This window comes from Pantoea sp. B65 (assembly GCF_047308185.1).
In the GTDB taxonomy this organism is placed as follows: domain Bacteria; phylum Pseudomonadota; class Gammaproteobacteria; order Enterobacterales; family Enterobacteriaceae; genus Erwinia.
Genome location: NZ_JAHXPU010000045.1, coordinates 34793 through 56206, shown reverse-complemented (window position 1 = coordinate 56206; position 21414 = coordinate 34793). Strand labels below are relative to the sequence as shown.

The following is a 21414-nucleotide window of genomic DNA, read 5'->3' as shown; positions in this document are numbered from 1 at the left end:
TCCCTTAGCATTTAGGCTTCTTTACTTCAGATATTCACCGCTACGCAGTGCTTCAATACGCTTATCCAGCGGTGGATGTGACATAAACATCTCACTGAAAGATTTGTTTTTGCCATTAATACAGAAGGCCATCATGCTGCTGGCTTCCTGCGGCTCGTAGCTGGTTTTCAGGCGCTGCAACGCGGCAATCATCTTCTCGCGCCCCACCAGACGGGCGGCGCCGGCATCGGCGTGGAATTCGCGATGACGCGAGAACCACATGGTGATAATGCTGGCCAGAATACCAAACACCAGTTCCAGAACCATCGAGATGGCAAAGTAAACCAGCGGGTTACCGTTACTCTCACCCTCATCATCGCGGTTGCCGGAGAGAAAACCGGAGGCCACCTGAGCGATGATACGCGAGATAAAGATAACAAAGGTGTTCACGATGCCCTGGATCAGGGTCATGGTTACCATATCACCGCTGGCGATATGACTGACTTCATGCGCCAGTACCGCTTCAGCTTCATCGCGACTCATGTTCTGCAACAGACCGGTTGAAACCGCCACCAGTGAAGCATCGCGACGCGCGCCGGTAGCGAAGGCGTTAATATCCGGCGCATGATAGATGGCAACCTGCGGCATCGCGATGCCCGCCTGCTGTGCCTGACGGCCAACCGTTTCCATCAGCCAGCGCTCAGTCTCATTACGCGGCTGTTCAATCACTTCACCACCCACCGAGCGGAGTGCCATCCATTTCGACATCAGCAGTGAAACAAACGCACCGCCGAAGCCAAACAGGCCTGCCATAATCATCAGGCCCTGAACACTGCTTGACTGGATCCCTGTCAGGCTGAGAATCAGCCCGAAAACCAACATCACGCCCAGGTTGGTTAGCAGGAAAAGAGCAATACGCATCATAAAATTTAATCTTCCTCAGTTAGCTTAAGTAACGGTATTCGGATATACATCGTATGGGTAACCGCCAGCATTTCAAGCGACCTTAACGTTTAAGTGTCTAAAAAGACATAACTTTACATTTTGTCGCAATTAGCGCGCGGCGGAAGAGTGCTGGAGGGTGACCGCGTGATAAGCGCGATGACTGAATGGCTCACGCCAATAAAAAAGGCACTGCCTGTGCAGTGCCTTTTCGCTTATTTGCTGGCAGCGCTTTTTGCTGCCGGCTGCCCGCCACCGAGCTTCGCCAAATCGTTGGCAATCTTCACCGTTTCATCAAGATACGGATCAGGCTCTTTGTAGTCCTTAGGCAAGTCTTCGATCTTCGCCAGCGCCTTTTTACCTTCCAGCTTCAGACGCGCGTTAACCCGGTCAAGACGCAATGCATCTTCTTCACGGTTCTCTTTCTCGCGCTGCGCCAGATTGAGCGAGACGGTGTTACGCTTCGCTTTCATCGCGTCAAAGCGGGCGATATCTTTGATGATGTACTGGAACTCAGGATCATTGTCGATACGCGCCTGGTGATCTTTCAACAACTGCGGCTGCAGCGGCGTGATATCACCGGTTTTCACATAAGTCGCCGCATTGATGCTATCCCACGGCAGCGCGTTATCTTCAAACTTCTCACCGGTTTCCACGGCTTCCACGCCGGTTGGCATCAGCAGATCAGGCGTGACGCCTTTACGTTGCGTACTGCCGCCATTAATGCGGTAGAACTTCTGAATGGTGTACTGAACAGAGCCCAGCGCCGGCCACTCCGGACGCAGCATCTGATCGTAAATACGATTCAGCGAGCGATACTGCTGGACGGTGCCTTTACCAAAGGTCGGTTCACCCACCACCAGCGCACGGCCATAGTCCTGCATCGCCGCGGCAAAGATCTCAGAAGCCGATGCGCTAAAGCGATCCACCAGCACCACTAACGGGCCGTTGTAATAGACAATGCCGTCATTGTCACTGTCTTCACGCACCTTGCCGTTGTTATCACGTACCTGTACCACCGGACCGCCTGGAATAAACAGACCGGAGAGGGATACCGCTTCGGTTAATGCGCCACCGCCATTGGTACGCAGGTCGATAACCACGCTGTTGACATTCTGCTTCTGCAATTTCTGCAACTGGACTTTTACATCATCGGTCAGACCGACATAGAAGCCCGGAATATCCAGCACGCCGACTTTCTCGCTGCCGACGTTTTTCACCGACATTTTCACCGCGCGATCTTCCAGACGGATCTTCTCACGCGTCAGGGTGATAATACGGGTCTTGGTCCCCTTACCCGCCGGTAAGATCTCCAGGCGCACTTTGCTGCCTTTTGGACCTTTAATCTGCGCCACCACATCGTCCAGACGCCAGCCGATAACATCCACCATCGGTTTGTTTGGCTGACCGACACCAACAATACGGTCGCCGACCGTAATCGACTTACTCTTGGCAGCCGGACCACCGGCGACCATCGAGTTAATCACCGTGTAGTCGTCATCCATCTGCAACACCGCACCGATACCTTCAAGAGACAGGCTCATTTCAGTATTAAACTGCTCGGTGTTACGCGGGGAGAGATAATTGGTGTGCGGATCAATCTCGTGGGCAAAGGCATTCATCGCCAGCTGGAATACATCTTCGCTGTTGCTTTGCGCCAGACGGCGAACGGCGAACTGATAGCGTTTGGTAAGGATCTCGCGGATCTCTTTCTCTTCCTTGCCGGTGAGCTTAAGACTTAGCTCGTCATATTTGACTTTGGCGTCCCAGAGCGCGTTCAGTTCATCAACGCTTTTTGGCCATGGCGCCTTACCACGATCGAGATCGATGGTGTCGTTGCCATTAAAATTCATTGGTTTATTCAGCACCGAAAGGGCGTACTGATAACGCTCAAACCGACGCTTCTGCGCCAGATTGTATAAATCGTAAAATACCGGCAGCTGGCCGGATTTAAACTCTTCGCCAAGGGTGGTTTTCTTGTCGGCGAATTGCGCCACGTCCGAGGCCAGCAGCACATTATGGCTGTAGTCCAGCATATTCAGATAGCGGTCGAAAATTTTCGCGGAAAAGTCTTTATCCAGATCGAACTGACGATAGTGAGAACGGGTAAAACGAGACGTTACACGCTCACTGACGGTCGCGTGTTGCGGTTCCTGATGCAGCTGTGGAATCTGATCGGCGCGCGTAATGTTCTCGGCGGCGAATGCGTGGCCCGCAATCAGCAGGCCCGCAATAATAGTCGTTCTAAAAAAGTTGTTCATGCCCTGGTTGGCCTCCGTTTCAGAACTGCAAATGTTCTGCGCGTACGATCATTGCCAGGCCGGAAACCAGTTGCACACGAACGCCATCTTTGGAAATTTCCAGGATGGTTGCGTCCATGGCACTTTTACCTGCTTTGACTTTAATGTTCTGGCCGACTTGCAGTGCTGAGGTATCGGTAACGGGTTGAGTGCGCGGTTGGCTTTCAGCTGCGGGTGCTGGTGCGGCGCGTTCCTGAGCAGGGCGAGGCGCCTTAGGGCGTGCCTTACGTGGCTGTTCCCCTTCTGCTGCGGGTTTACGTGGCGCAGGCTTACGCGGACGACGTGGCGCGGTGTCTTCACCAGCTTCACGTTTCTTCGCCTGCTGCGCTTCACGCTGTGCCTGAACACGCGCTTTTGCTTCTTCAAGCTGCTTACGTGCATGCTCGACGTGCTGTTCGTCAAGAACACCACAGGCATTGCCATCCAGATCGACACGTGCCGCGCCAGCTTTGATACCGTAAAGGTAACGCCAGCTGGAGGTGTACAGGCGCAATGCTGAACGAAGCTGAGTTTTGCTCAGACCCATTTCGCCTTGCACGCGTTCGACTAAATCCTGAAAGATACCGATTTTGAGCGGACGTGCTTCGCCTTCGGCGCTAAAGCAGTGTGGAAAACGCTCTGCCAAAAAGGCGATGACTTCTTTACTGCTATTCAACTTAGGTTGATTTTCCATGAAATTTCCTGATTACAACGGGTTTGCCAACCAGCGCAGGCATGAACAGGCGACATTATAATGAGCCAATCGGCAATTGCTACGTGATCCAGCGCTTTAGGTGCGTTTCATGTGAATAAATTTTTCCACATCACTGGCCGCAAGGACCTCGCAAAGCCCGTCAGTAAGGGTTTTCAGGCCAATTTCATCGTCGCTGTCGAAGCGGTTATAAACCGTACTGTCGATATCAAGTACGCCGATAACTTCGCCATTCACCATCAGCGGCAGCACAATTTCAGCATTGCTGGCGGCATCGCAAGCGATATGACCTGGAAACGCATGCACATCATCAACACGCTGTATCTGGTTAGTTGCAACCGCCGTGCCGCATACGCCTTTACCGACGGCAATACGTACGCAGGCAATTTTGCCCTGAAACGGCCCCAGCACCAGCGTATTCTCTTCCGTGAGCAAATAAAAACCTGCCCAGTTAACACCATCAAGACGTTCATACAAAAGCGCGCTACAATTGCCCATTACAGCAAGAAAACTGCTCTCACCTGCAATCAATGCGCGCAAATCGCGGTTTAAATCCGCATAAAATTCTTGTTTGTTCATTTATTAACCATTGAAAAAACTATTGAGCGATTTCATTTTAGCGCATCACTCGTAAAATAAGCATTATTTGCCCAGGCCGACAAGATGAATCATGCTGTCAGTTCAGATAACCTTAGGATCTTATGGACCTGTTTGCAGAACAATCTGTTATTGTCACGGCGTTTCACTACTCCGCTGTCGATAACAATTACTGCTTATTATTTGCATTACATGGGCAAAGCATCATCATAATATGAAAATATACGCCATCAGCCATGCTCTGCCCCAAGAACGTTATCAGCGTTGCCCGCAATGCGATACCCTTTTTTCCTTACCAGATGTGAAATCCTTCCAGTCGGCACATTGTCCACGCTGTAATGCAAAAATTCTTAACGGTCGTGACTGGTCGATGACGCGTTTAACCGCCATGGCCATCACCATGATTATGCTGATGCCTTTTGCCTTCGGCGGCTCACTGGTCGATATCCGCCTGCTCGGCACCAATATCAGCGCCAGCCTGAGCGGCGGCATTCTGCAGATGGCTGAACAGGGTAACGTGATTACCGCCTCAATGGTGGCGTTCTGCACCATCGGTGCGCCGGTGACGCTGGTTACGGCAATTATCTACCTGTTTTTCGGCGATCGCCTTGGTATGAATCTGCGCCCGGTGCTGCTGATGCTTGATCGGCTGAAAGAGTGGGTCATGCTGGATATCTATCTGGTGGGTATCGCGGTCGCCGCCATTAAAGTGCAGGATTATGCCGCGCTGCAACTGGGAACCGGGCTGATCGCTTATGTGGTGTTAACCCTGCTCAGTCTGCTGACCCTGATCCACCTGAATGTCGAGCAACTGTGGCAGCGCTTTTATCCGCAGCAGCAGGCGCTGGTGCCTTCTGATAGCCTGCAGGTGTGCCTGAACTGCCATCATACCGGCAATGCCGATGAGCGCGGCCGCTGTCCACGCTGCCACACGCCCCTGCGTCTGCGCCGCCGCCACAGCCTGCAAAAATCCTGGGCGGCACTGATTGCGTCGATGGTATTACTGCTACCGGCTAATCTGCTACCCATTTCAATTATCTATCTTAATGGCGCACGCCATGAAGACACTATCTTTTCCGGTATTCTTTCGCTGGCATCCGGTAATATTCCGGTCGCGGCGGTGGTGTTTATCGCCAGTATTCTGGTGCCATTTACCAAAGTGATTGTGCTGCTGACCTTACTGCTCAGCATCCATTTTAAGTGCCAGCAAGGTCTGAAGACCCGCGTGCGCTTATTACGCGTGGTCACCTGGGTAGGACGCTGGTCGATGCTCGATCTGTTCGTGATTGCCCTGACCATGTCGCTGGTTAATCGCGATCAACTTTTAGCTTTCACTATGGGACCGGCAGCCTTTTATTTTGGCTCGGCGGTTGTTCTCACTATCATGGCCGTTGAGTGGCTGGATAGCCGTTTACTTTGGGATGCACATGCAACAGGAAACGCCGATTATACCGACTAAGGCTCAGGTCAGGAATAAACGCCGAATATCGCCCTTCTGGCTGCTGCCTTTAATCGCGCTGCTGATCGCCGGCTGGCTGCTCTGGACCAACTATCAGGAGCGGGGCACCACTATTACTATCGATTTCGTTTCGGCGGACGGTATTGTGCCCGGCAGAACCCCGATCCGCTATCAGGGGGTGGAAGTCGGTCTGGTGCAGGGCATCAGCATGACCGACGATCTGCGCACCATTAAGATCAAAGCCAGCATCAAAAACGATATGAAAGACGCGCTGCGCGATGAGACCCAATTCTGGCTGGTAACGCCGAAAGCCTCGCTGGCCGGAGTATCCGGCCTTGATGCCCTGGTTGGCGGTAACTATATCGGCATGATGCCGGGCAAAGGGGAGCCGCGGGAGAACTTTGCCGCACTGGATACCCAGCCGAAATACCGGGTGAATACCGGTGAGATGCTGATTCATCTGCATGCCCCGGATCTCGGGGCGCTGAATAGCGGCTCGCTGGTCTATTACCGTAAAATTCCGGTCGGGCGCGTCTATGACTACAGTATTACCCCGAATAATCAGGGCGTAACCGTTGATGTGCTGATTGAGCGCCGCTTTACCAATCTGGTGCGCAAAGAGAGCCGTTTCTGGAATGTCTCCGGCGTGAAAGCCGATGTCGGCCTGAACGGCGCCAAAGTGCAGCTGGAAAGTCTGGCGGCGCTGGTAAATGGCGCGATCGCCTTCGATTCGCCCGGCGCTTCACCGCAGGCCGCCTCGGAAGATAATTACACGCTGTACCCCGACCTCGCGCACAGCCAGCGCGGCGTGGTGATATCGCTGGATTTGCCCGATGGTAAGAACCTGAAGCAAGGCAGCACGCCCCTGATGTATCAGGGGCTGGAGGTCGGTACGCTGACCGGGATGACCCTGCAACCGGGGGGAAAAGTCACCGGCGAGTTAACCGTTGATCCCTCGGTGGTCGGCCTGATGCGTCAGGGCACGCGGATTGAAATGCGCAGCCCGAAAGTCAGCCTGACCGATGCCAGCCTGAGTAGCCTGCTGACCGGCAATACCCTTGAGCTGCTGCCTGGTGACGGGGATCCTCAGGACCACTTTCAGGTACTGGCCAGCAATGAATCATTATTGCAACAGCCGGATGTGCTGACGGTAAAACTGAACGCGCCGGAAAGCTATGGCATCGATGGCGGCCAACCGGTTGTGCTGCACGGCATGAAAATTGGTCAGGTGCTGAGCCGTAAACTGGACAGTAAAGGGGTTAATTTCGAGATCGCTATCGCTGCGGAATATCGCCAGCTGGTACATGGCGACAGCAAGTTTATTATTAATAGCCGCCTGAACGTTAAATTCGGCATCGACGGTATGCAGGTGCTGGGCGCCAGCGCCAGTGAATGGGTAGATGGCGGCATTCGCCTCGACCCGGGCAGTAAAGGGGCGCTGAAAACCAGTTACCCACTGTATGCTGACAGTGAAAAAGCGGAGGAAGGCATTACCAGCGATCGGCCACCGACCACCGTCATGCTGACCGCCAATAGCCTGCCGGATATCCAGGCCGGTTCCGTGGTGCTGTATCGTAAATTCCAGGTGGGTGAAATTGTCGATGTCATACCGAAAGCGAACGAGTTTGATGTCGCCGTGCATATCAAACCGGAATACCGCAAGCTGCTAAGTGATAACAGCGTGTTCTGGGCCGAAGGCGGCGCCCGCGTCCAGCTGAACGGCAGCGGTCTGACGCTACAGGCATCGCCACTGAACCGGGCGCTGAAAGGGGCAATCAGCTTTGATAACCTCAGTGGCGCCAGTAGCGGCGTCAGCCGCGATCAGAAACGCGTGTTGTATGCTTCTGAAACCGCCGCGCGCGCCGTCGGCAGCCAGATTGCGCTGCACACCTTTGACGCCAGCAAACTGTCGGCCGGCATGCCAATCCGCTATCTCGGCATTAATGTCGGTCAGGTGGAATCGCTGGCGCTCAGCCCGGACAGAAACCAGGTGATCGCCAAAGCGGTAATGTATCCGGAATATGTTGACGACTTTGCCCGTGTCGGCAGCCGCTTCTCCGTGGTTTCCCCGGAGATTTCCGCAGCCGGCGTCAATCATCTGGAAACGCTGCTGCAGCCTTATATTAATGTGGATCCGGGTAAAGGCCAGAGCTCACGCAGTTTTGAACTGCAGGAAGCGACCATTAGCGACTCACGTTATCTGGATGGCCTCAGCGTGGTGGTGGATACGCCGGAAGGCGGTTCATTATCCGTCGGCACGCCGGTTCTGTTCCGCGGCGTGGAAGTCGGCACCGTCACCGGCACCGCGCTGGGCAGCATGGCGGACCGGGTACAGGTCACGCTACGTATCAGCAAAAAATACCAGCATCTGGTACGCAATAACTCGGTGTTCTGGCTGGCTTCCGGCTATAACCTGGAGTTCGGTCTGATCGGCGGCGTGGTGAAAACCGGGACCTTCCAGCAGTTTATTCGCGGGGGGATTGAGTTCGCCACGCCGCCAACGGTGCCGCTGGCGCCGCAGGCGACCTCCAATAAACACTTCCTGCTGCTGGACAGCGAGCCGAAAGAGTGGCGGACATGGGGAACGGCAATCCCACGCTGATCCCTCTATTGCGGGCGACCTCAGTCGCCCGCAGTTTTTCTGCATTAGCCGCTGCTGTGATAAACTCGGCGCTTCATTTTTTGTAACGGACCCCTTCAGTGACTCACTCTTCCCGCGTCTGGTTTCCTGAATCTTTTCTCTCCGTCATGCGCCAGGCTCTGCCTGACAGCGCTGACTTTGATGCCTTTATCGCCATCAGCCAGCAGCCGCTGCGCCGCAGTCTGCGGGTCAATACGCTGAAAATCAGCGTGGCGGATTTTCTCCAGCTGGTAGCGCCTTATCACTGGGCGCTAACACCGATTCCGTGGTGCGAAGAGGGATTCTGGATTACGCGCGACGACGGCGACGATCTGCCGCTTGGCAGTACCGCCGAACATTTAAGTGGCCTGTTTTATATTCAGGAAGCCAGTTCAATGCTGCCGGTCAGCGCACTGTTTGATGCCGTGCCGCAGCCGCAGCGGGTAATGGATGTCGCCGCCGCGCCCGGTTCAAAAACCACCCAGATGGCGGCGCGAATGGGCAACCACGGCGCGATTCTGGCTAATGAATATTCAGCCAGCCGCGTCAAGGTACTGCATGCCAATCTCAGCCGTTGTGGCGTCAGTAATACCGCCATGACCCATTTCGATGGCCGGGTATTTGGTCCGGCGCTGCCGGAGTGCTTCGATGCGATCCTGCTCGACGCCCCCTGCTCCGGTGAGGGGGTGATCCGTAAAGATGCTGATGCGCTACGCAACTGGTCAGCGGAAAGTACCCGGGAAATTGCCGCGACGCAGTGCGACCTGATTGACAGTGCTTTTCATGCCCTGAAACCCGGCGGCATCCTGATCTACTCCACCTGTACCCTGAACCAGACGGAAAATCAGCATGTGGTCGCGTGGCTGCTGGCACGCTATCCCGATGCGGTGGAAGTGTTGCCGCTTGGCGGGCTATTTGACGGCGCGGAACGCGCATTGACGCCGGAAGGCTATCTGCATGTGTTCCCGCAACTCTTCGATAGCGAAGGTTTCTTTGTCGCGCGTCTGCGCAAGATCGCCCCGGTTGCGGCGATGGCCAAACCCGGTTACAAGGTGGGCAAACTGCCGTTCACGCCGCTGAGCCGCAAGCTGACTGATGAAGTAATGGCCGCGGCCAATAAATCCGGGCTGTACTGGGACAATTCGTCGCTGTCGCTGTGGCAACGCGATAAAGAACTGTGGTTATTCCCGACCGCCATTGAGCCTTTGCTCGGCCGGGTACGCTTCTCGCGTATCGGCCTGAAGCTGGCGGAAACCTTCCCGAAAGGTTACCGCTGGCAGCATGAAGCCACCGTGGCGCTGGCGCGTGCGACGCCAGATAACAGTGTTGCGCTGAATGAAGAGGAAGCCGAAGAGTGGTACCGCGGTCGCGATATCTATCCTGAAGCGCCGTTGCCGCGCGATGAAGTGATTGTTACCTGGCAACAGCAGCCGATTGGGCTGGCGAAAAAAGTCAGTAACCGCCTGAAAAACAATTACCCGCGCGATCTGGTGCGCGATGGCAAACTGTTTAAGGCATAAACCGATGCCCAACATCACTGGCGTTGCGGCAAGGCAGCAAAAGGCAGTGGTGATGCGGGAATTCAGCGCCGCTAACGCCGCTGCGGCGTCAGGAATAAAGGGAATCATTGCAATTGCACCAGAGTTAGCCGGTTACCGAACACCGCGCCGGTATCGATAAAATGCTGGTTAAAAGCATGCAGTGGATTTTGCAACGGCGTATGGCCAAAATAAAAGTCATCGGCGCCGCTAATTGCCGCGCCAGCGCCGCGTTGTAACCGACTGATGCGCTCGCGACTCCAGACCACCTGTTGCTGATTCACCTCCTGCCCCCAGGCGTAGTGCTCTGCGGGGTAGTCGGCATGGGCCACCACCACAATCCGCTCTTCCAGCGTAAGATGCAGTATTAGCGGCAGCTCGCGACACAGTTTCAGCGTATGCCTCGCCGCCGCCAGTCGGGCGCCACTCAGGCGATAAAACCAGTCGCCGCCGTTCATTTCCCACAGGTCGCGTTCCCCTGCGGTGATCGCCAGCAGCGCCATCGCTTCGTGGTTACCCAGTACGCAACGGAACCATGGCTCTTTTAACAGCGCCAGGCAGGCCAGACTGTCCGGTCCGCGGTCGATAAGATCGCCCACCGAGATCAGCAGATCCTGCTGCGTGTCGAAGTGGCTGGCCACTAACTGTTGATCTAACAGCGATCTGCACCCGTGCAGATCGCCCACAATATAAATATGTCGCCAGTTCTCACCGTTCAGGTATTGATAGATCATAACAGCAACCTGTGCCACGATACCCAACCGAGTTCGGTCTGCAGTGCACGACATTTATGCCCTGCGTAGCCTGACGTATGGCGGATATATATCTGCGATATTGATACTCTGTTTAACTGAATACGCCTAAAGTATAGCAACCACAGAAATACAGCTGAAGGTTTCCGTAAAAATGGACGATCGTAAACAATTTATTCTGACTTTAGTGCTGATATTTACCGGCTGCCTGTTACTGCTGGAAGTTTTAGCCAGGCTGGCGCACTTTATTATTGCTGGCTAATTATTTTGTTTTATTTTGTTAATATTCGGCTCATATTGTAGCCGGTTACCTGAAACTGACAGGCTTCATATAGGGCTTTCGCGCGGCTGTTATTTGCCGCCACGCGCAGTCTGATTTCCTGCACCCCCTGCCCGAGCAAACGCTGCTCAAGATCCTGTAACGCCTGTCGGCCATAACCGGCGCTGCGGAAGCTGGCAAGCACGAGAAAATCCAGAATCCAGACACTCTGTTCATCGTGCTGATACCAAAAGTAGCCGACGACCTGCTGTTGCGCCTCGATACACAACAGCACCTGACGCGCACTATCCAGTCCCTGCGGCAGATAATCATCCAGTGACTTTTGCGCCCGCTGACGGGCTACCTCGTCGCTGTAGCCGGAGTTGGTGCGCAGATCTTCGGCATATTCCTCAATAAACAACGCCTGCCACCGCGCGAAATCCGCTGGCTGCATGACTCTTAGCATCTGATGCTCTCCTGATTAGCACTTGAATTATCAATAGAGTAATCGACTGTGGCGGCGATGAACATAACTCAATGATTTAAAGTGATCTTCCATCTGGCTATCCAGACTGTCCAGCAAAGCGTAGCGACGGCGATACTCAGCGCGCTTCTTACTGGCAATCTGCTGCGGTGACTTACGTTCAATACGCGCCGGCAAACGAAAATGGTGATTGGCGGTTCGTTCACCGTTCAGCGACAGCCAGAAGCCATCATAATCAGCGAACAGCAGCGCCTTTTTCTTATAGTGATAACGCCAGTTTTGATAAATATGGCTCTGATTACTGACGGCCAGGATCTGTTCTACTGCCAGATGTGATGCCAGCCGGCACAGCACTTCAATCAGCAGACGCTTGGGAAACAGGCCGTGACACTCTTTACTGGCCTGTTGAATCACATCATGGGGCGTTTCCGCACGCGCTCCCTGGATGCCGCCGATAAACAGCGTTTGCCGCTGCTGATAGCGAAATACGCTAAATGTGACAGTTGCCAGCTGTACGCCCTGCGCATTTTCAAAAAGCAGGGTTGCTTCACCTTCTTTGTTCAGCTGGTCCATCGCCACTAACTTAATCCTGAAATGTTCACCATTTTTACCCTCCAGCGACACCAGAGCTGCCCCGGCGGCAGTGAGATAATGTTCAAACAGGCGCGCGGGCAAATAGCGCTCCAGCTGCTGGTAGTGCTGGCTTAATGCCGTCATCACCGTTGGACGGCTTAAATTTGCCGCCAGGTAGGGCCGGTAAAGTTTTGTCGGCAGTGCAGGCTGCGCCTTCAGGATCAACGCTAAGCGCGCATTCTGCGCTAAATTATTCAGTAAACCATAACTCGATAGCGGCAGCGCCAGAGCGCGCAGAAAATATTTCGTCCGATAGCCTGGCCGGTGCCAGGCATTGCCTGGTTTTAACTCGCCATTCACCAGAGCAGTGAAAAGTTTCCATCCGGTAGCTGGCGAGGATAATCCGTACGGCAGTATAAGTTGCGGCATTATATCGTGCCCTATAATTTATCGAGCAGCTATTTCAGCAGAGCATAATTAAACCGCGTATGAATCAATAAAAAAGACCTCAGTGTATTTCAGCGGCGTTGTCATGTTGTTTAAACTGAAATATGGCGACAGGGTTTAAGACATGCCATACTTAATAAAATCATCAGAAACATTTAACAAACATAGATAAGACGGATGCGTTTTTTTTCCGCTAAAAATAATAATCCCAATCAGCTAACGCGTTGATCGCTCCCCATTCCAGTCCACTTTTCGTCGTTACGACACTGACCAGAGATACCCATATCAGCAGATTTACACTGTTTTTTGCAAAAACACTTAAGTTTTGCGAATTTCAGCCGTTATCCATAGATGGGCCTCTGTAGCACAGCGGCAGTCCGCTGTGCTACCTATTTGAAATATCGACTTAAATAAGGGAGAAGGTAATGGTTACTAAACGAACCGCATGGACAATGGTGTTTATCAGTTGTGCCATCTTCTGGACACTGGTGGCAGTTGTATGGATGGCGGTTGTTTAATTACATAGCCTGATAATAATCAACCAGAACACAAGCTACGGCTCTTTCAGCACACTGCCTGTCCGGGCCACTCAATCAGTGGCTTTATTGGCAGTTTATGTAAAAGAGTACGTTAAGGTTGCTGAAAATACAGATTGAGTCGCTGAGTTGTGTTAGAAATAGAGCTCTCTAATTTCGATGCCTTAAGTGAAATGAAAATTCTGCTAATCCGTCGCGACAATATTGGTGATCTGATCCTCACTACTCCGCTTATCGCGACGCTCGCCAACAGCTTAAACTGCAAGATTGATGTACTGGTCAACACTTACAACCAGCCGATTCTTGAACATAACCCCCATGTAGGTAAAGTTCATATCTACAGCAAGCTGCATCATCGCCAGCCGGGTCAGTCGTCTGTCGGCGTAATCTTCCGGCGACTGAAAACTATCTTCGATATTCGTCGTGCCGGCTATGACGTGGCGATTATTGCCCGCGAACAGTGGGATAAACGGCCGTTGCAATGGGCGAAACTCTCTGGCGCCAAACGTATTATCGCCATCGGCGAGAATGCCCCGGCGGCAATCACCGACTGCATTCCCCCGACGCAGCAGCAGATCCATATCGTTGAGCTGTTAAATCAGTTTGCCGAGGTTTTAGATATCCGGCAGCAACCGGGCTCCCTCGAGTTGTATGTGACACCGCAGGAACTGGAAAACGCGGTGCAGAGTCTGGCATTGCCGAGCGGTATTCCGCTATATGGTTTGCAGATTAGCGCGCGTAAGCCGATGCAACGCTGGCAGGCAGATAAATTTATTGAACTGGCTCACCGCCTTGGCCGCGAGCAGAACTGCCATTTCCTGCTGTTCTGGTCACCGGGCAGCGCGGACAATCAGCAGCATCCTGGCGATGACGAAAAAGCACAGTATATTATCGACCGCTGCAAAGATCTGGCACTGACGCCGGTCGTCACCAATACGCTGCGCGAATTAATGGCTGCCGTATCACTTTGCGACCAGATGCTAACCAGTGACGGTGGCGCACTGCATATTGCCGCCGGTCTGGGTAAACCTGTGGTGGCGCTGTTTGGTAACAGCGAAGCCTGGTTCTGGGGCCCCTGGCAGGTACCGCATAAAATCATTTCTGCCGAGTCACGTAACGTTGGCGATATCACGGTTGATATGGTTGAAGAGCAGTTCCTGCAACTGCGTGAAACGGTGATAGCCACCGCGCAGTAAGCACCACTGGCTCCCGCGCAACAGATACCGGGAGCATTTATCCCCCGTGACTTATACCGTCAATATCCCCCCGCCCGTGGCGGCGTCTTGTAATAACAGATCGCGTAAATTAGCCGCTATCCGGTAAACAGGATCTGTACCCAAAGAAGCCACGCTTGTCAGCAAAAACCATGTGTTTCACTTTCGGCAGACCTACGGTGAAGTACAAGCATCGCTGGAGCCTCAGGGAGCCAGTGGACAGAAATCGGCGCTTTGAGCGCTAAGAAATGGCGTAACGGTGCTTGTGAGGTAGCGGCTAACGACGTGATAATCGGTAAATCACCGCACCCGCGTAATTTACCCAAAATCCTAAGCGGTTTTATCCCGGTGATTGGAATACGCCACCACCGCAGCACCGATTAACAGCAGCGCAATAACCACCGGCGCTTTATCCACCTGAGTGCCCCCTAACCCACCGGCGCCAAGAAAATACGCAGCGGCAACAATCGACTTAAGGCACTTGCTAACGCCGCTTTGTGGTTTAAGGCAGATGCTGCGTACTGCCCATGCGCCCAGAATCAAACCCAGTAAACCAAATATGGTTTCCATATCCCAACCCTTTAAACGTTATGATCCGTTGCTTATGCCACGTTCCTGGTGCGGCAGCCCGCCATTTGCCTTTACCATGGCGAGAGTAAATACAACATATTTGTTTTATTTTACATCCAATATGTTGTTACACTATGCTGCGGCAGCAAAGAGGACGTTTTAGGCAACCCACTGACTCCCCGCAGACTCTGATGCTGAGAATGCCAGAAGTAACAGGAAAATCAAGGCTATGCGTCCTCGTTTGCGACACGTAGTCAAAAGGCCATAGCAGAATGAGGTGCAACATGTTTACATTTCCGGCAACGGTGAACTTCGACGAGGAAACCGGCAGTTACGCAATCAGTTTCCGCGACTTCAATGCGCTACAAACCGAAGCTTTCAGCGAAGATGATATTGAGCTGGAAGCAATAGAGGGTTTAACCGCGGCGATTGGCGAATACATTGAATCCCGCATCCCGATTCCGGAGCCGGAGCCGGCTGTGGCAGGGGAATTTATCGTGCACCTGCCGGTGCTGACCTGCCTGAAAGCGGCGCTGCATAACGCCATGATCCAGACCGGAACCCGTAAGGCTGACTTAGCCAGAAAGCTCAATCATAAAGGTCCACAGATAGACCGACTGTTAGATGTCGCCCATGCGTCAAAAGTTGAAACCCTTGAGCAGGCATTGTATCTGCTGGGATATGAGGTTTCGGTATCAGTGAAGACGGTTTGAAAATAACTGCTTACTGTATTAACAGCGTTATGGCGACAATCTGGACAGCGACAACAGGCCTTGTGCCTGTTCTTATTGCGCCTTGCCTTGCGGAACCCTCTGTGGCGGCGCTATGCTGGTTAAAAGAGCAGCATTCGCAGGCAATTTTTTCGCTACATGTAGAAATCTTTGATATTCCTCAACATTAGCGGATAACTTTGTGCTACCATCCTTTCCGCTGTGGGTCGTTAGCTCAGCTGGTAGAGCAGTTGACTCTTAATCAATTGGTCGCAGGTTCGAACCCTGCACGACCCACCACCGCGGCCATCGTATAATGGCATTACCTCAGCTTCCCAAGCTGAAGACACGGGTTCGATTCCCGCTGGCCGCTCCAGCAGTTCCTTCAGTTAATCCTTCGTCAGCTTCCCTGTCTGAGTAATCCCCCCGAAAAACCGGTGCATGAATAAGTAGAATTTTCTCCTGACCTGAATGCAGGGGGATTTCTGTGAAGCGATGACGTTTTACTGACAGTCTGATCATTGCCTTCTTAAACAGGCTGAGGCCGGAACACCTGTCCCGGAGTTGTGCCGGGAGCATGGCATCAGTAGCGCCAGTTTCTATAAATAGCTTTCAAAATTTGGTGGCCCGGACGCTGCTCTGATGAGCCGGCTGAAAGACAACATTTTGAGCTTAAATTTATTCAACCGGGAAAACCGCAGCAGAATGCCTACATCGAGTGCTATAACCGGACGGTGAGTTATAACTGGCTGGGACAGCATCTGTTTTCATCACTGAATGAATAGCAGGAATACGCGACACAATGGTAGTGGTTTTATAATCATGAAAGACCGAATATGGCACTGAATGGCTTTACCCCGATGCAGCACATTCAGCGCTAACCTGATTCTACTTATCAGTACTGTTAAAAATGGAGGAATTACCGCCTGGCAGATACTATCCGTCGCCGCGATCAGATGATTACGGCGTTATCACATACAAATAACTCAATGATTACAACAAATGATTCTCCGTTGTAAATAGTACGTGGTTTACGTTGACGGGTTGGTCGGATCGCAAAAGGCTCTGGCTGCAGAGCCTTGGAATATGTAATGTGAATCAGTTGTATCCGATTCATCTGTAATTATTGAAAGTAGAGATGCAAGTTAAAAAATCGTTGGGACTGGCCATCGCCATAACTTTATTACGATGCTTTGGATTTGAGATGAAGATGTGGCCTGACAAACAGAAAATCTGTGTGCCAGCGTTTGAGAAGAAAAATAGCGATCACAGGCACTATAATCCCGGCAAACGTACCGAGAGCCACATGAACAAACCAGTCATTTATGTGTAAAATTTTATTAAGGAAAACACGCATTCCACTTCCTGCTATAATATGCATTAAATAAATCACCATGCTTAACTCACCTAAATACCTCAACACTCTAAAATTTAGCCTTGAAATATATACAGAGAGGAAAACAATAAAGGCTATAGATATAGTTGCCACTTCCACATTTTCGAAACCCGCGACAATATATGTTTTTCCATGTACACCATGAAACATTATTTGCGAAAAAACAAATATGAAAAAAATAATAAAAAATGTCACTCCATTCATATACATAATTATTCTGTCAGATAACTTGCGGAAGATGACACCAAGAATAAAAAAGAAAATATACTTTGTGATATAGTTAAAATGAAAATAACCAAATAACTTATCATTGTAAATATTTATAAGTAGTGAGACAACCAGTAATAAAGGAAGGTATTTATTAAAAATTTTTTTCTGATAGATAACCGAAGATACAAAGAAAATCATAAACAGCGCATAGAGGAACCAGAACTGCGCGCGTGGTTGTGTTAAAAAAGATAACACCTCACCCACTTCGGTCTTACTGTTTGTGTAATGAGAGAGAAGAACTTCGATACCACCCTGAATCAGTGACCAAAGGACATACGGATACATCACTGTATCTACTTTGCTGATTAAAAAATCCTTTTTCCCTCTTCGGTCAATAGATTGAACAAAAAACAAACCAGCAAGAAAAAAGAATAATGGCATATGGAAGCTATAAATAACGCTATCGATTATTTTATATATTTTTTCAGATATATAAATTCCGGAACTATATAACCCCCGATTTACATGCCCAAAAACGACAAGAAAAATCCCTATGCCTTTGGCATAGTCAACCCATGATTCTCGCATATATCACCTGTAAGTAACTTTTAGGAATTTTTAGAAAAAATAAAATATAACACTTAAAAAATTAAAAGTGTGTCTTATATCGAACAAAATACAACTTACCACACTTGACATATCAAAAAAAGCAACAATAACCTCCCAATCTCATTTACATCAGATTAGTATAAAAATCAGAAGAGACTAAAATCCGTGCAATCTGATGATATTAAGAATTTCGCCACCTATAATCGGTTATTATTTCTTTTTAATTAGGTAGCAATAAACAACAATATGTTATTTTTCAGCATCCTATTGTCGTTCCCGTAAAAAAATATTTCCCAGAGTTAAATCTCCCCTATTGATACTTACCCTCGACTTTTTCAGATAAACCTCATCTGTCAAAAGCTATCAAAACCGTAACTATTACTATTTTGTTTGGTCATCGGCGGCAGGACGTTCAACACATGATTAACCGTTTATGAACCGCCATTCTGAGCGCCCCCTATTACGGAGCAGATGTCTGATTATCATCATGATGTCCGCATCGTCGAAATTAATGACGGCACGCGCACCGTTTCAACCGCCATTGTCGGCATGGTGTGCACTGCGGATGATGCAGATACTACGGCATTTCCACCTGGCTGCTTTACCGTTTCGGTTTTGGTGGCGAATGCCTTGCGGTCTCTGCGCTTGCTCATAAATAAAACTCCACAAAGTTTGGACTCATTCCACCGTTAGCGGCGGTCAGCGGTTCGTTAAGTAAGGCGTGCATAGATGTCCAGGTGACATCGGCGTGTCTGGCGTCCTCAGTACGGCTGGCTTCATAGGTGGAACTGTTACCACTGGCGGTCATGGTTTTGCGGATCGCCATAAACGACTGCGTGATATCGGTGTGCCCTGCGTCATATCAAGGCTGCCGATGGTGTCTTTCGCCTTCAGCACCATTGCGATATTGATTTACGGGGTGTAGCGGATTGCACGCGCCGCCGGGAAAAACGACCTTACCAGCTGTCCCCTGTCCGATACCGGTGACATCACGCCGATATATTCAGTGTGATATTTTTCCGTCAGTTCCTTAATCGATTTAGCCTGTGCGGCAAAGTCCATGCTGCGCCACCGGTGGCGTTTACACACATGGACCTTGCCGCCAGCGACCACCGGCGGTGCAAACACGGCACAGCCGGCGCTGCCGCCGATATGTGACGGATCATAACCAATCCATACCGGGCACCAGTCAATCAGAACGGCTACAAGACCAGTACCAAGTCGCTAAAAGTGTCTATCGGTACGGTGAACTGTGAGCACGCTTTTTTGCGCGCTGTATTTAACGAACTTGAACGCCTCGGCGAAGTTAACTACCCCAACCCGCTAAAAAATGTCCGTGAGTTTGATGTGCCAGAAAAAGAAATGGCCTGGCTTACTGATGAGCAAATTCATAAATTATTGAGCGCCTGCCGTGGTCATGCCAACCCCGACCTGACAATGATCGTTAAAATCTGTCTTAGCACCGGCTGCCGCTGGAATGAGGCCGCCAGCTTGCGCGCCTCGCAACTGTCTCCGAATAAGATCACTTTTGTAAAAACCAAAGGTAAAAAAAATCGCACTGTCCCTATTTCGCAAGAGCTATATAACGAACTCACCAAGCGTAAAGGCATACTCTTCACCGAATGTTACCGGCAGTTTTATCGGGTATTAAAGATCGCAAAAATAGAGCTGCCCGAAGGACAAATGAGCCACGTTTTACGCCATACATTCGCCAGCCATTTTATGATGGCCGGGGGTAATATCATCGTGTTGCAACGTATCCTCGGGCATTCCGATATAAGAGTCACAATGCGTTATGCACATTTCGCACCAGACCATCTTGAGGACGCAATTAATTTAAACCCACTGCAAAGGCTAAAATCAGTGACTACAAATTGACTACGGGGTGTCTACAGAGGGGGTATTGGGTAGAACTGGAGGTAGTTTAACCCATTGATTTTACACTAAGTCGTTGTTTGCAAACCCCGGATAAAAAAAGACCGAATACGATTCCTATATTCGGTCCAGGGAAATGGCTCGTGTGGAGCCGTGCGCTAAAAGTTGGCATTAATGCAGGCGATGTCGCCTTGCCTTTTAAAGCGTAGACAAAAAAAGAGGGATTTCCAGCCAGTTGTAAACAGCATGCAAGAAAGAAGTAAACTATGTGATCGTTACGGCAGAAAACTGAATTCAGCCTTACAGATTGAAATATTTTGACTAATATAGTGACGATTTTGCCAGCAGCGAGGGGCGCTGCTGGCTATGGTAAATCAATCAGTTGCAGAGTTTATCGGCGCGTTCAATATAGGGCGCCAGACTCATTTTTTGCCCCGGATTTTTCGGATCATCAATCTGAATCACGCTGATTGGTTGCCCTTTTACCTGCCCGGCCTGCATCATCTGGTTGGCTTTATCATTCAGCGGATACTGCATCAGCGTGCTGGGATTGATGGCAAACAGCGCGTGGTTTTTGGCGCAGGTCAGCATTACCTCTTCACGATCAAATGCCCACTTCTCTTTACCAATTTCAAAACGGCTAACGGTAATGATTTGCGATGCAGCTAGCGCGCTGCTGCTGATGCCCATCGCGAGCAATAAACAGACCAGTTTTTTCATCGAGTTTCCTGAGCTCAGTGAAGGCGCCCGAAGGATCAGGCGCAAAATAAATTATGCCGGTGCCAGCGTGGCGAAAATACTGACCAGCAGCAATACCACGCAGCCCAGCAACAGTTCCAGCCGGGTCATGCGAATAAAGGTTTGCTGTGTCTGCCCCCCTGCCCGGCGAAAACGCGGAACCAGCCAGTAACGGTTAACCAGCGCGATGACCACCATTACCGCCACCAGCAAGGTTTTTGCCAGCAGCAGTTGGCTGTACAGCGCAAAACTGGTGAGTGGCCAGCCCAGTATCATCAGGGAGTTGATCATACCGCTGATAATCACCAGCGCAACCGCCAGGTGACCGTAGCGCGAAAAACGCATCATCGCGCGGATGGCGTCGCTGCGCAGAGCAATATCGCGCGCATCAGCCATCATTAATAGCAATGGCAACAATCCGCCCACCCAGAATGCCGAAGCGATCAGGTGTATCGCATGATTAATGCGCTGTAACGCCCCAGGCCAGCCTTCCAGCATGGTGGCGTGACCGACAAATGCCAGACCGCACAGCTGCGCCAGACCTGCCAGCAGTAATATACGCTGACGCTGTGGGTCGCGCAGTGCAAAAGTGGCGCAGGCCACCAGTGGCAGTGCCATCTGCCAGCGCCAGGCGCTGCCGAATCCGGTATCCAGTACCGCCTGCCAGGTTTCTGCATCAGCAATATTGCGCCAGTCGCCACTCATCAGTCCGGTCTGGACGGCGAGTAAAGCGATAGCACTCAGTAGCGCCGCAACGCTGCTGATCACTAACAGCGGCTGCAATCGCCGCGCCAGCCGCGCTTTATAACGTTTCGGCGCCAGCAATGCACTGTAAAACGCACTACCGGCCAGCAGCATTACCGCCGCAAAATGCAGCCAGCGGCAAACCACAAATAGCGTACTAAGCGACATCGC

16 protein-coding genes, 2 tRNA genes and 5 pseudogenes are annotated in these 21414 nt (G+C 51.3%); 11 read left to right on the top strand and 12 right to left on the bottom strand.

From position 1 onward, the window contains the following. Positions 1-21 precede the first annotated feature (21 nt). From htpX to JWF83_RS24415, 4 genes are all read right to left on the bottom strand, one after another. Complete coding sequence (htpX, locus tag JWF83_RS24430; RefSeq protein WP_413653094.1) at positions 22-903, bottom strand: protease HtpX; 882 nt, start codon at positions 901-903, stop codon at positions 22-24. A gap of 233 nt (positions 904-1136) precedes the next feature. Next, complete coding sequence (gene prc / locus JWF83_RS24425) at positions 1137-3182, bottom strand: carboxy terminal-processing peptidase (RefSeq protein WP_413653093.1); 2046 nt, start codon at positions 3180-3182, stop codon at positions 1137-1139. Between the two features lie 19 nt (positions 3183-3201). Beyond that, positions 3202-3894, bottom strand: a complete 693-nt coding sequence (gene proQ / locus JWF83_RS24420; protein ID WP_413653092.1) for an RNA chaperone ProQ — start codon at positions 3892-3894, stop codon at positions 3202-3204. A gap of 96 nt (positions 3895-3990) precedes the next feature. Then, on the bottom strand, positions 3991-4491 hold the full coding sequence (locus JWF83_RS24415) for a GAF domain-containing protein (RefSeq protein WP_413653091.1): 501 nt from the start codon (positions 4489-4491) through the stop codon (positions 3991-3993). 232 nt (positions 4492-4723) lie between these two features. On the opposite strand from JWF83_RS24415, the gene yebS reads away from it, so the two are divergent. The 3 genes from yebS (at position 4724) to rsmF (ending at position 10108) form a co-directional block, all read left to right on the top strand. Continuing rightward, the gene (gene yebS / locus JWF83_RS24410) at positions 4724-5968 is read left to right on the top strand and encodes a membrane integrity lipid transport subunit YebS (protein WP_413653090.1); all 1245 of its coding nucleotides are present in this window, start codon (positions 4724-4726) and stop codon (positions 5966-5968) included. Next, positions 5937-8570 (top strand): MlaD family protein, encoded by a 2634-nt coding sequence (locus JWF83_RS24405; RefSeq protein ID WP_413653089.1) that lies wholly within the window; start codon positions 5937-5939, stop codon positions 8568-8570. The genes yebS and JWF83_RS24405 overlap by 32 nt, the downstream gene beginning before the upstream one ends. A 98-nt stretch (positions 8571-8668) precedes the next feature. After that, positions 8669-10108 carry a 16S rRNA (cytosine(1407)-C(5))-methyltransferase RsmF gene (gene rsmF, locus JWF83_RS24400; RefSeq protein ID WP_413653088.1) on the top strand — a complete coding sequence of 480 codons (1440 nt, stop codon included), beginning with the start codon at positions 8669-8671 and terminating at the stop codon, positions 10106-10108. Positions 10109-10212: 104 nt separating this feature from the next. Here rsmF and JWF83_RS24395 read toward each other — a convergent pair whose 3' ends face one another. The 3 genes from JWF83_RS24395 to JWF83_RS24385 form a co-directional block, all read right to left on the bottom strand. Continuing rightward, entirely contained in the window at positions 10213-10860 is a 648-nt protein-coding gene (locus JWF83_RS24395; RefSeq protein ID WP_413653087.1) for a metallophosphoesterase, read from the bottom strand. A gap of 290 nt (positions 10861-11150) precedes the next feature. Continuing rightward, a complete protein-coding gene (locus JWF83_RS24390; RefSeq protein WP_413653086.1) occupies positions 11151-11603 on the bottom strand; it encodes an N-acetyltransferase family protein in 453 nt (150 codons plus the stop codon). A 30-nt stretch (positions 11604-11633) separates the two neighbouring features. Further along, positions 11634-12623 (bottom strand): VirK/YbjX family protein, encoded by a 990-nt coding sequence (locus tag JWF83_RS24385; RefSeq protein ID WP_413653085.1) that lies wholly within the window; start codon positions 12621-12623, stop codon positions 11634-11636. Positions 12624-13308: 685 nt separating this feature from the next. On the opposite strand from JWF83_RS24385, the gene JWF83_RS24380 reads away from it, so the two are divergent. After that, a complete protein-coding gene (locus JWF83_RS24380; RefSeq protein WP_413653084.1) occupies positions 13309-14373 on the top strand; it encodes a glycosyltransferase family 9 protein in 1065 nt (354 codons plus the stop codon). 348 nt (positions 14374-14721) lie between these two features. Here JWF83_RS24380 and JWF83_RS24375 read toward each other — a convergent pair whose 3' ends face one another. After that, entirely contained in the window at positions 14722-14961 is a 240-nt protein-coding gene (locus JWF83_RS24375) for a hypothetical protein (RefSeq protein ID WP_413653083.1), read from the bottom strand. A gap of 284 nt (positions 14962-15245) precedes the next feature. Between JWF83_RS24375 and JWF83_RS24370 the strand changes: the two genes are divergently transcribed. The 5 genes and pseudogenes from JWF83_RS24370 to JWF83_RS24350 form a co-directional block, all read left to right on the top strand. Further along, positions 15246-15674: a hypothetical protein gene (locus JWF83_RS24370; RefSeq protein WP_413653082.1), complete on the top strand. Its 429-nt coding sequence runs from the start codon at positions 15246-15248 to the stop codon at positions 15672-15674. Positions 15675-15895: 221 nt separating this feature from the next. Next, positions 15896-15971, top strand: a tRNA-Lys gene (locus tag JWF83_RS24365). 2 nt (positions 15972-15973) lie between these two features. Beyond that, positions 15974-16047: transfer RNA gene (locus tag JWF83_RS24360), tRNA-Gly, on the top strand. A gap of 138 nt (positions 16048-16185) precedes the next feature. Beyond that, positions 16186-16277: pseudogene (locus JWF83_RS24355) on the top strand (transposase); the annotation flags it as partial. Between the two features lie 44 nt (positions 16278-16321). Beyond that, positions 16322-16552, top strand: a pseudogene (locus JWF83_RS24350) (integrase core domain-containing protein); the annotation flags it as partial. 302 nt (positions 16553-16854) lie between these two features. On the opposite strand, the gene JWF83_RS24345 reads toward JWF83_RS24350, so the two are convergent. Then, positions 16855-17865, bottom strand: a complete 1011-nt coding sequence (locus JWF83_RS24345) for an acyltransferase family protein (RefSeq protein WP_413653081.1) — start codon at positions 17863-17865, stop codon at positions 16855-16857. A 492-nt stretch (positions 17866-18357) separates the two neighbouring features. Between JWF83_RS24345 and JWF83_RS24340 the strand changes: the two are divergent. Next, positions 18358-18513: pseudogene (locus JWF83_RS24340) on the top strand (phage tail protein); the annotation flags it as partial. 22 nt (positions 18514-18535) lie between these two features. Here the strand turns inward: JWF83_RS24340 and JWF83_RS24335 are convergent. Then, positions 18536-19068 (bottom strand): annotated as a pseudogene (locus JWF83_RS24335) (oxidoreductase); the annotation flags it as partial. Positions 19069-19083: 15 nt separating this feature from the next. Here JWF83_RS24335 and JWF83_RS24330 point away from each other — a divergent pair. Further along, positions 19084-19764: pseudogene (locus tag JWF83_RS24330) on the top strand (tyrosine-type recombinase/integrase); the annotation flags it as partial. 375 nt (positions 19765-20139) lie between these two features. Here JWF83_RS24330 and JWF83_RS24325 read toward each other — a convergent pair. Next, a complete protein-coding gene (locus JWF83_RS24325; RefSeq protein ID WP_413653080.1) occupies positions 20140-20481 on the bottom strand; it encodes a YebY family protein in 342 nt (113 codons plus the stop codon). 51 nt (positions 20482-20532) lie between these two features. After that, on the bottom strand, positions 20533-21411 hold the full coding sequence (copD, locus tag JWF83_RS24320; protein WP_413653079.1) for a copper homeostasis membrane protein CopD: 879 nt from the start codon (positions 21409-21411) through the stop codon (positions 20533-20535). Positions 21412-21414 lie beyond the last annotated feature (3 nt).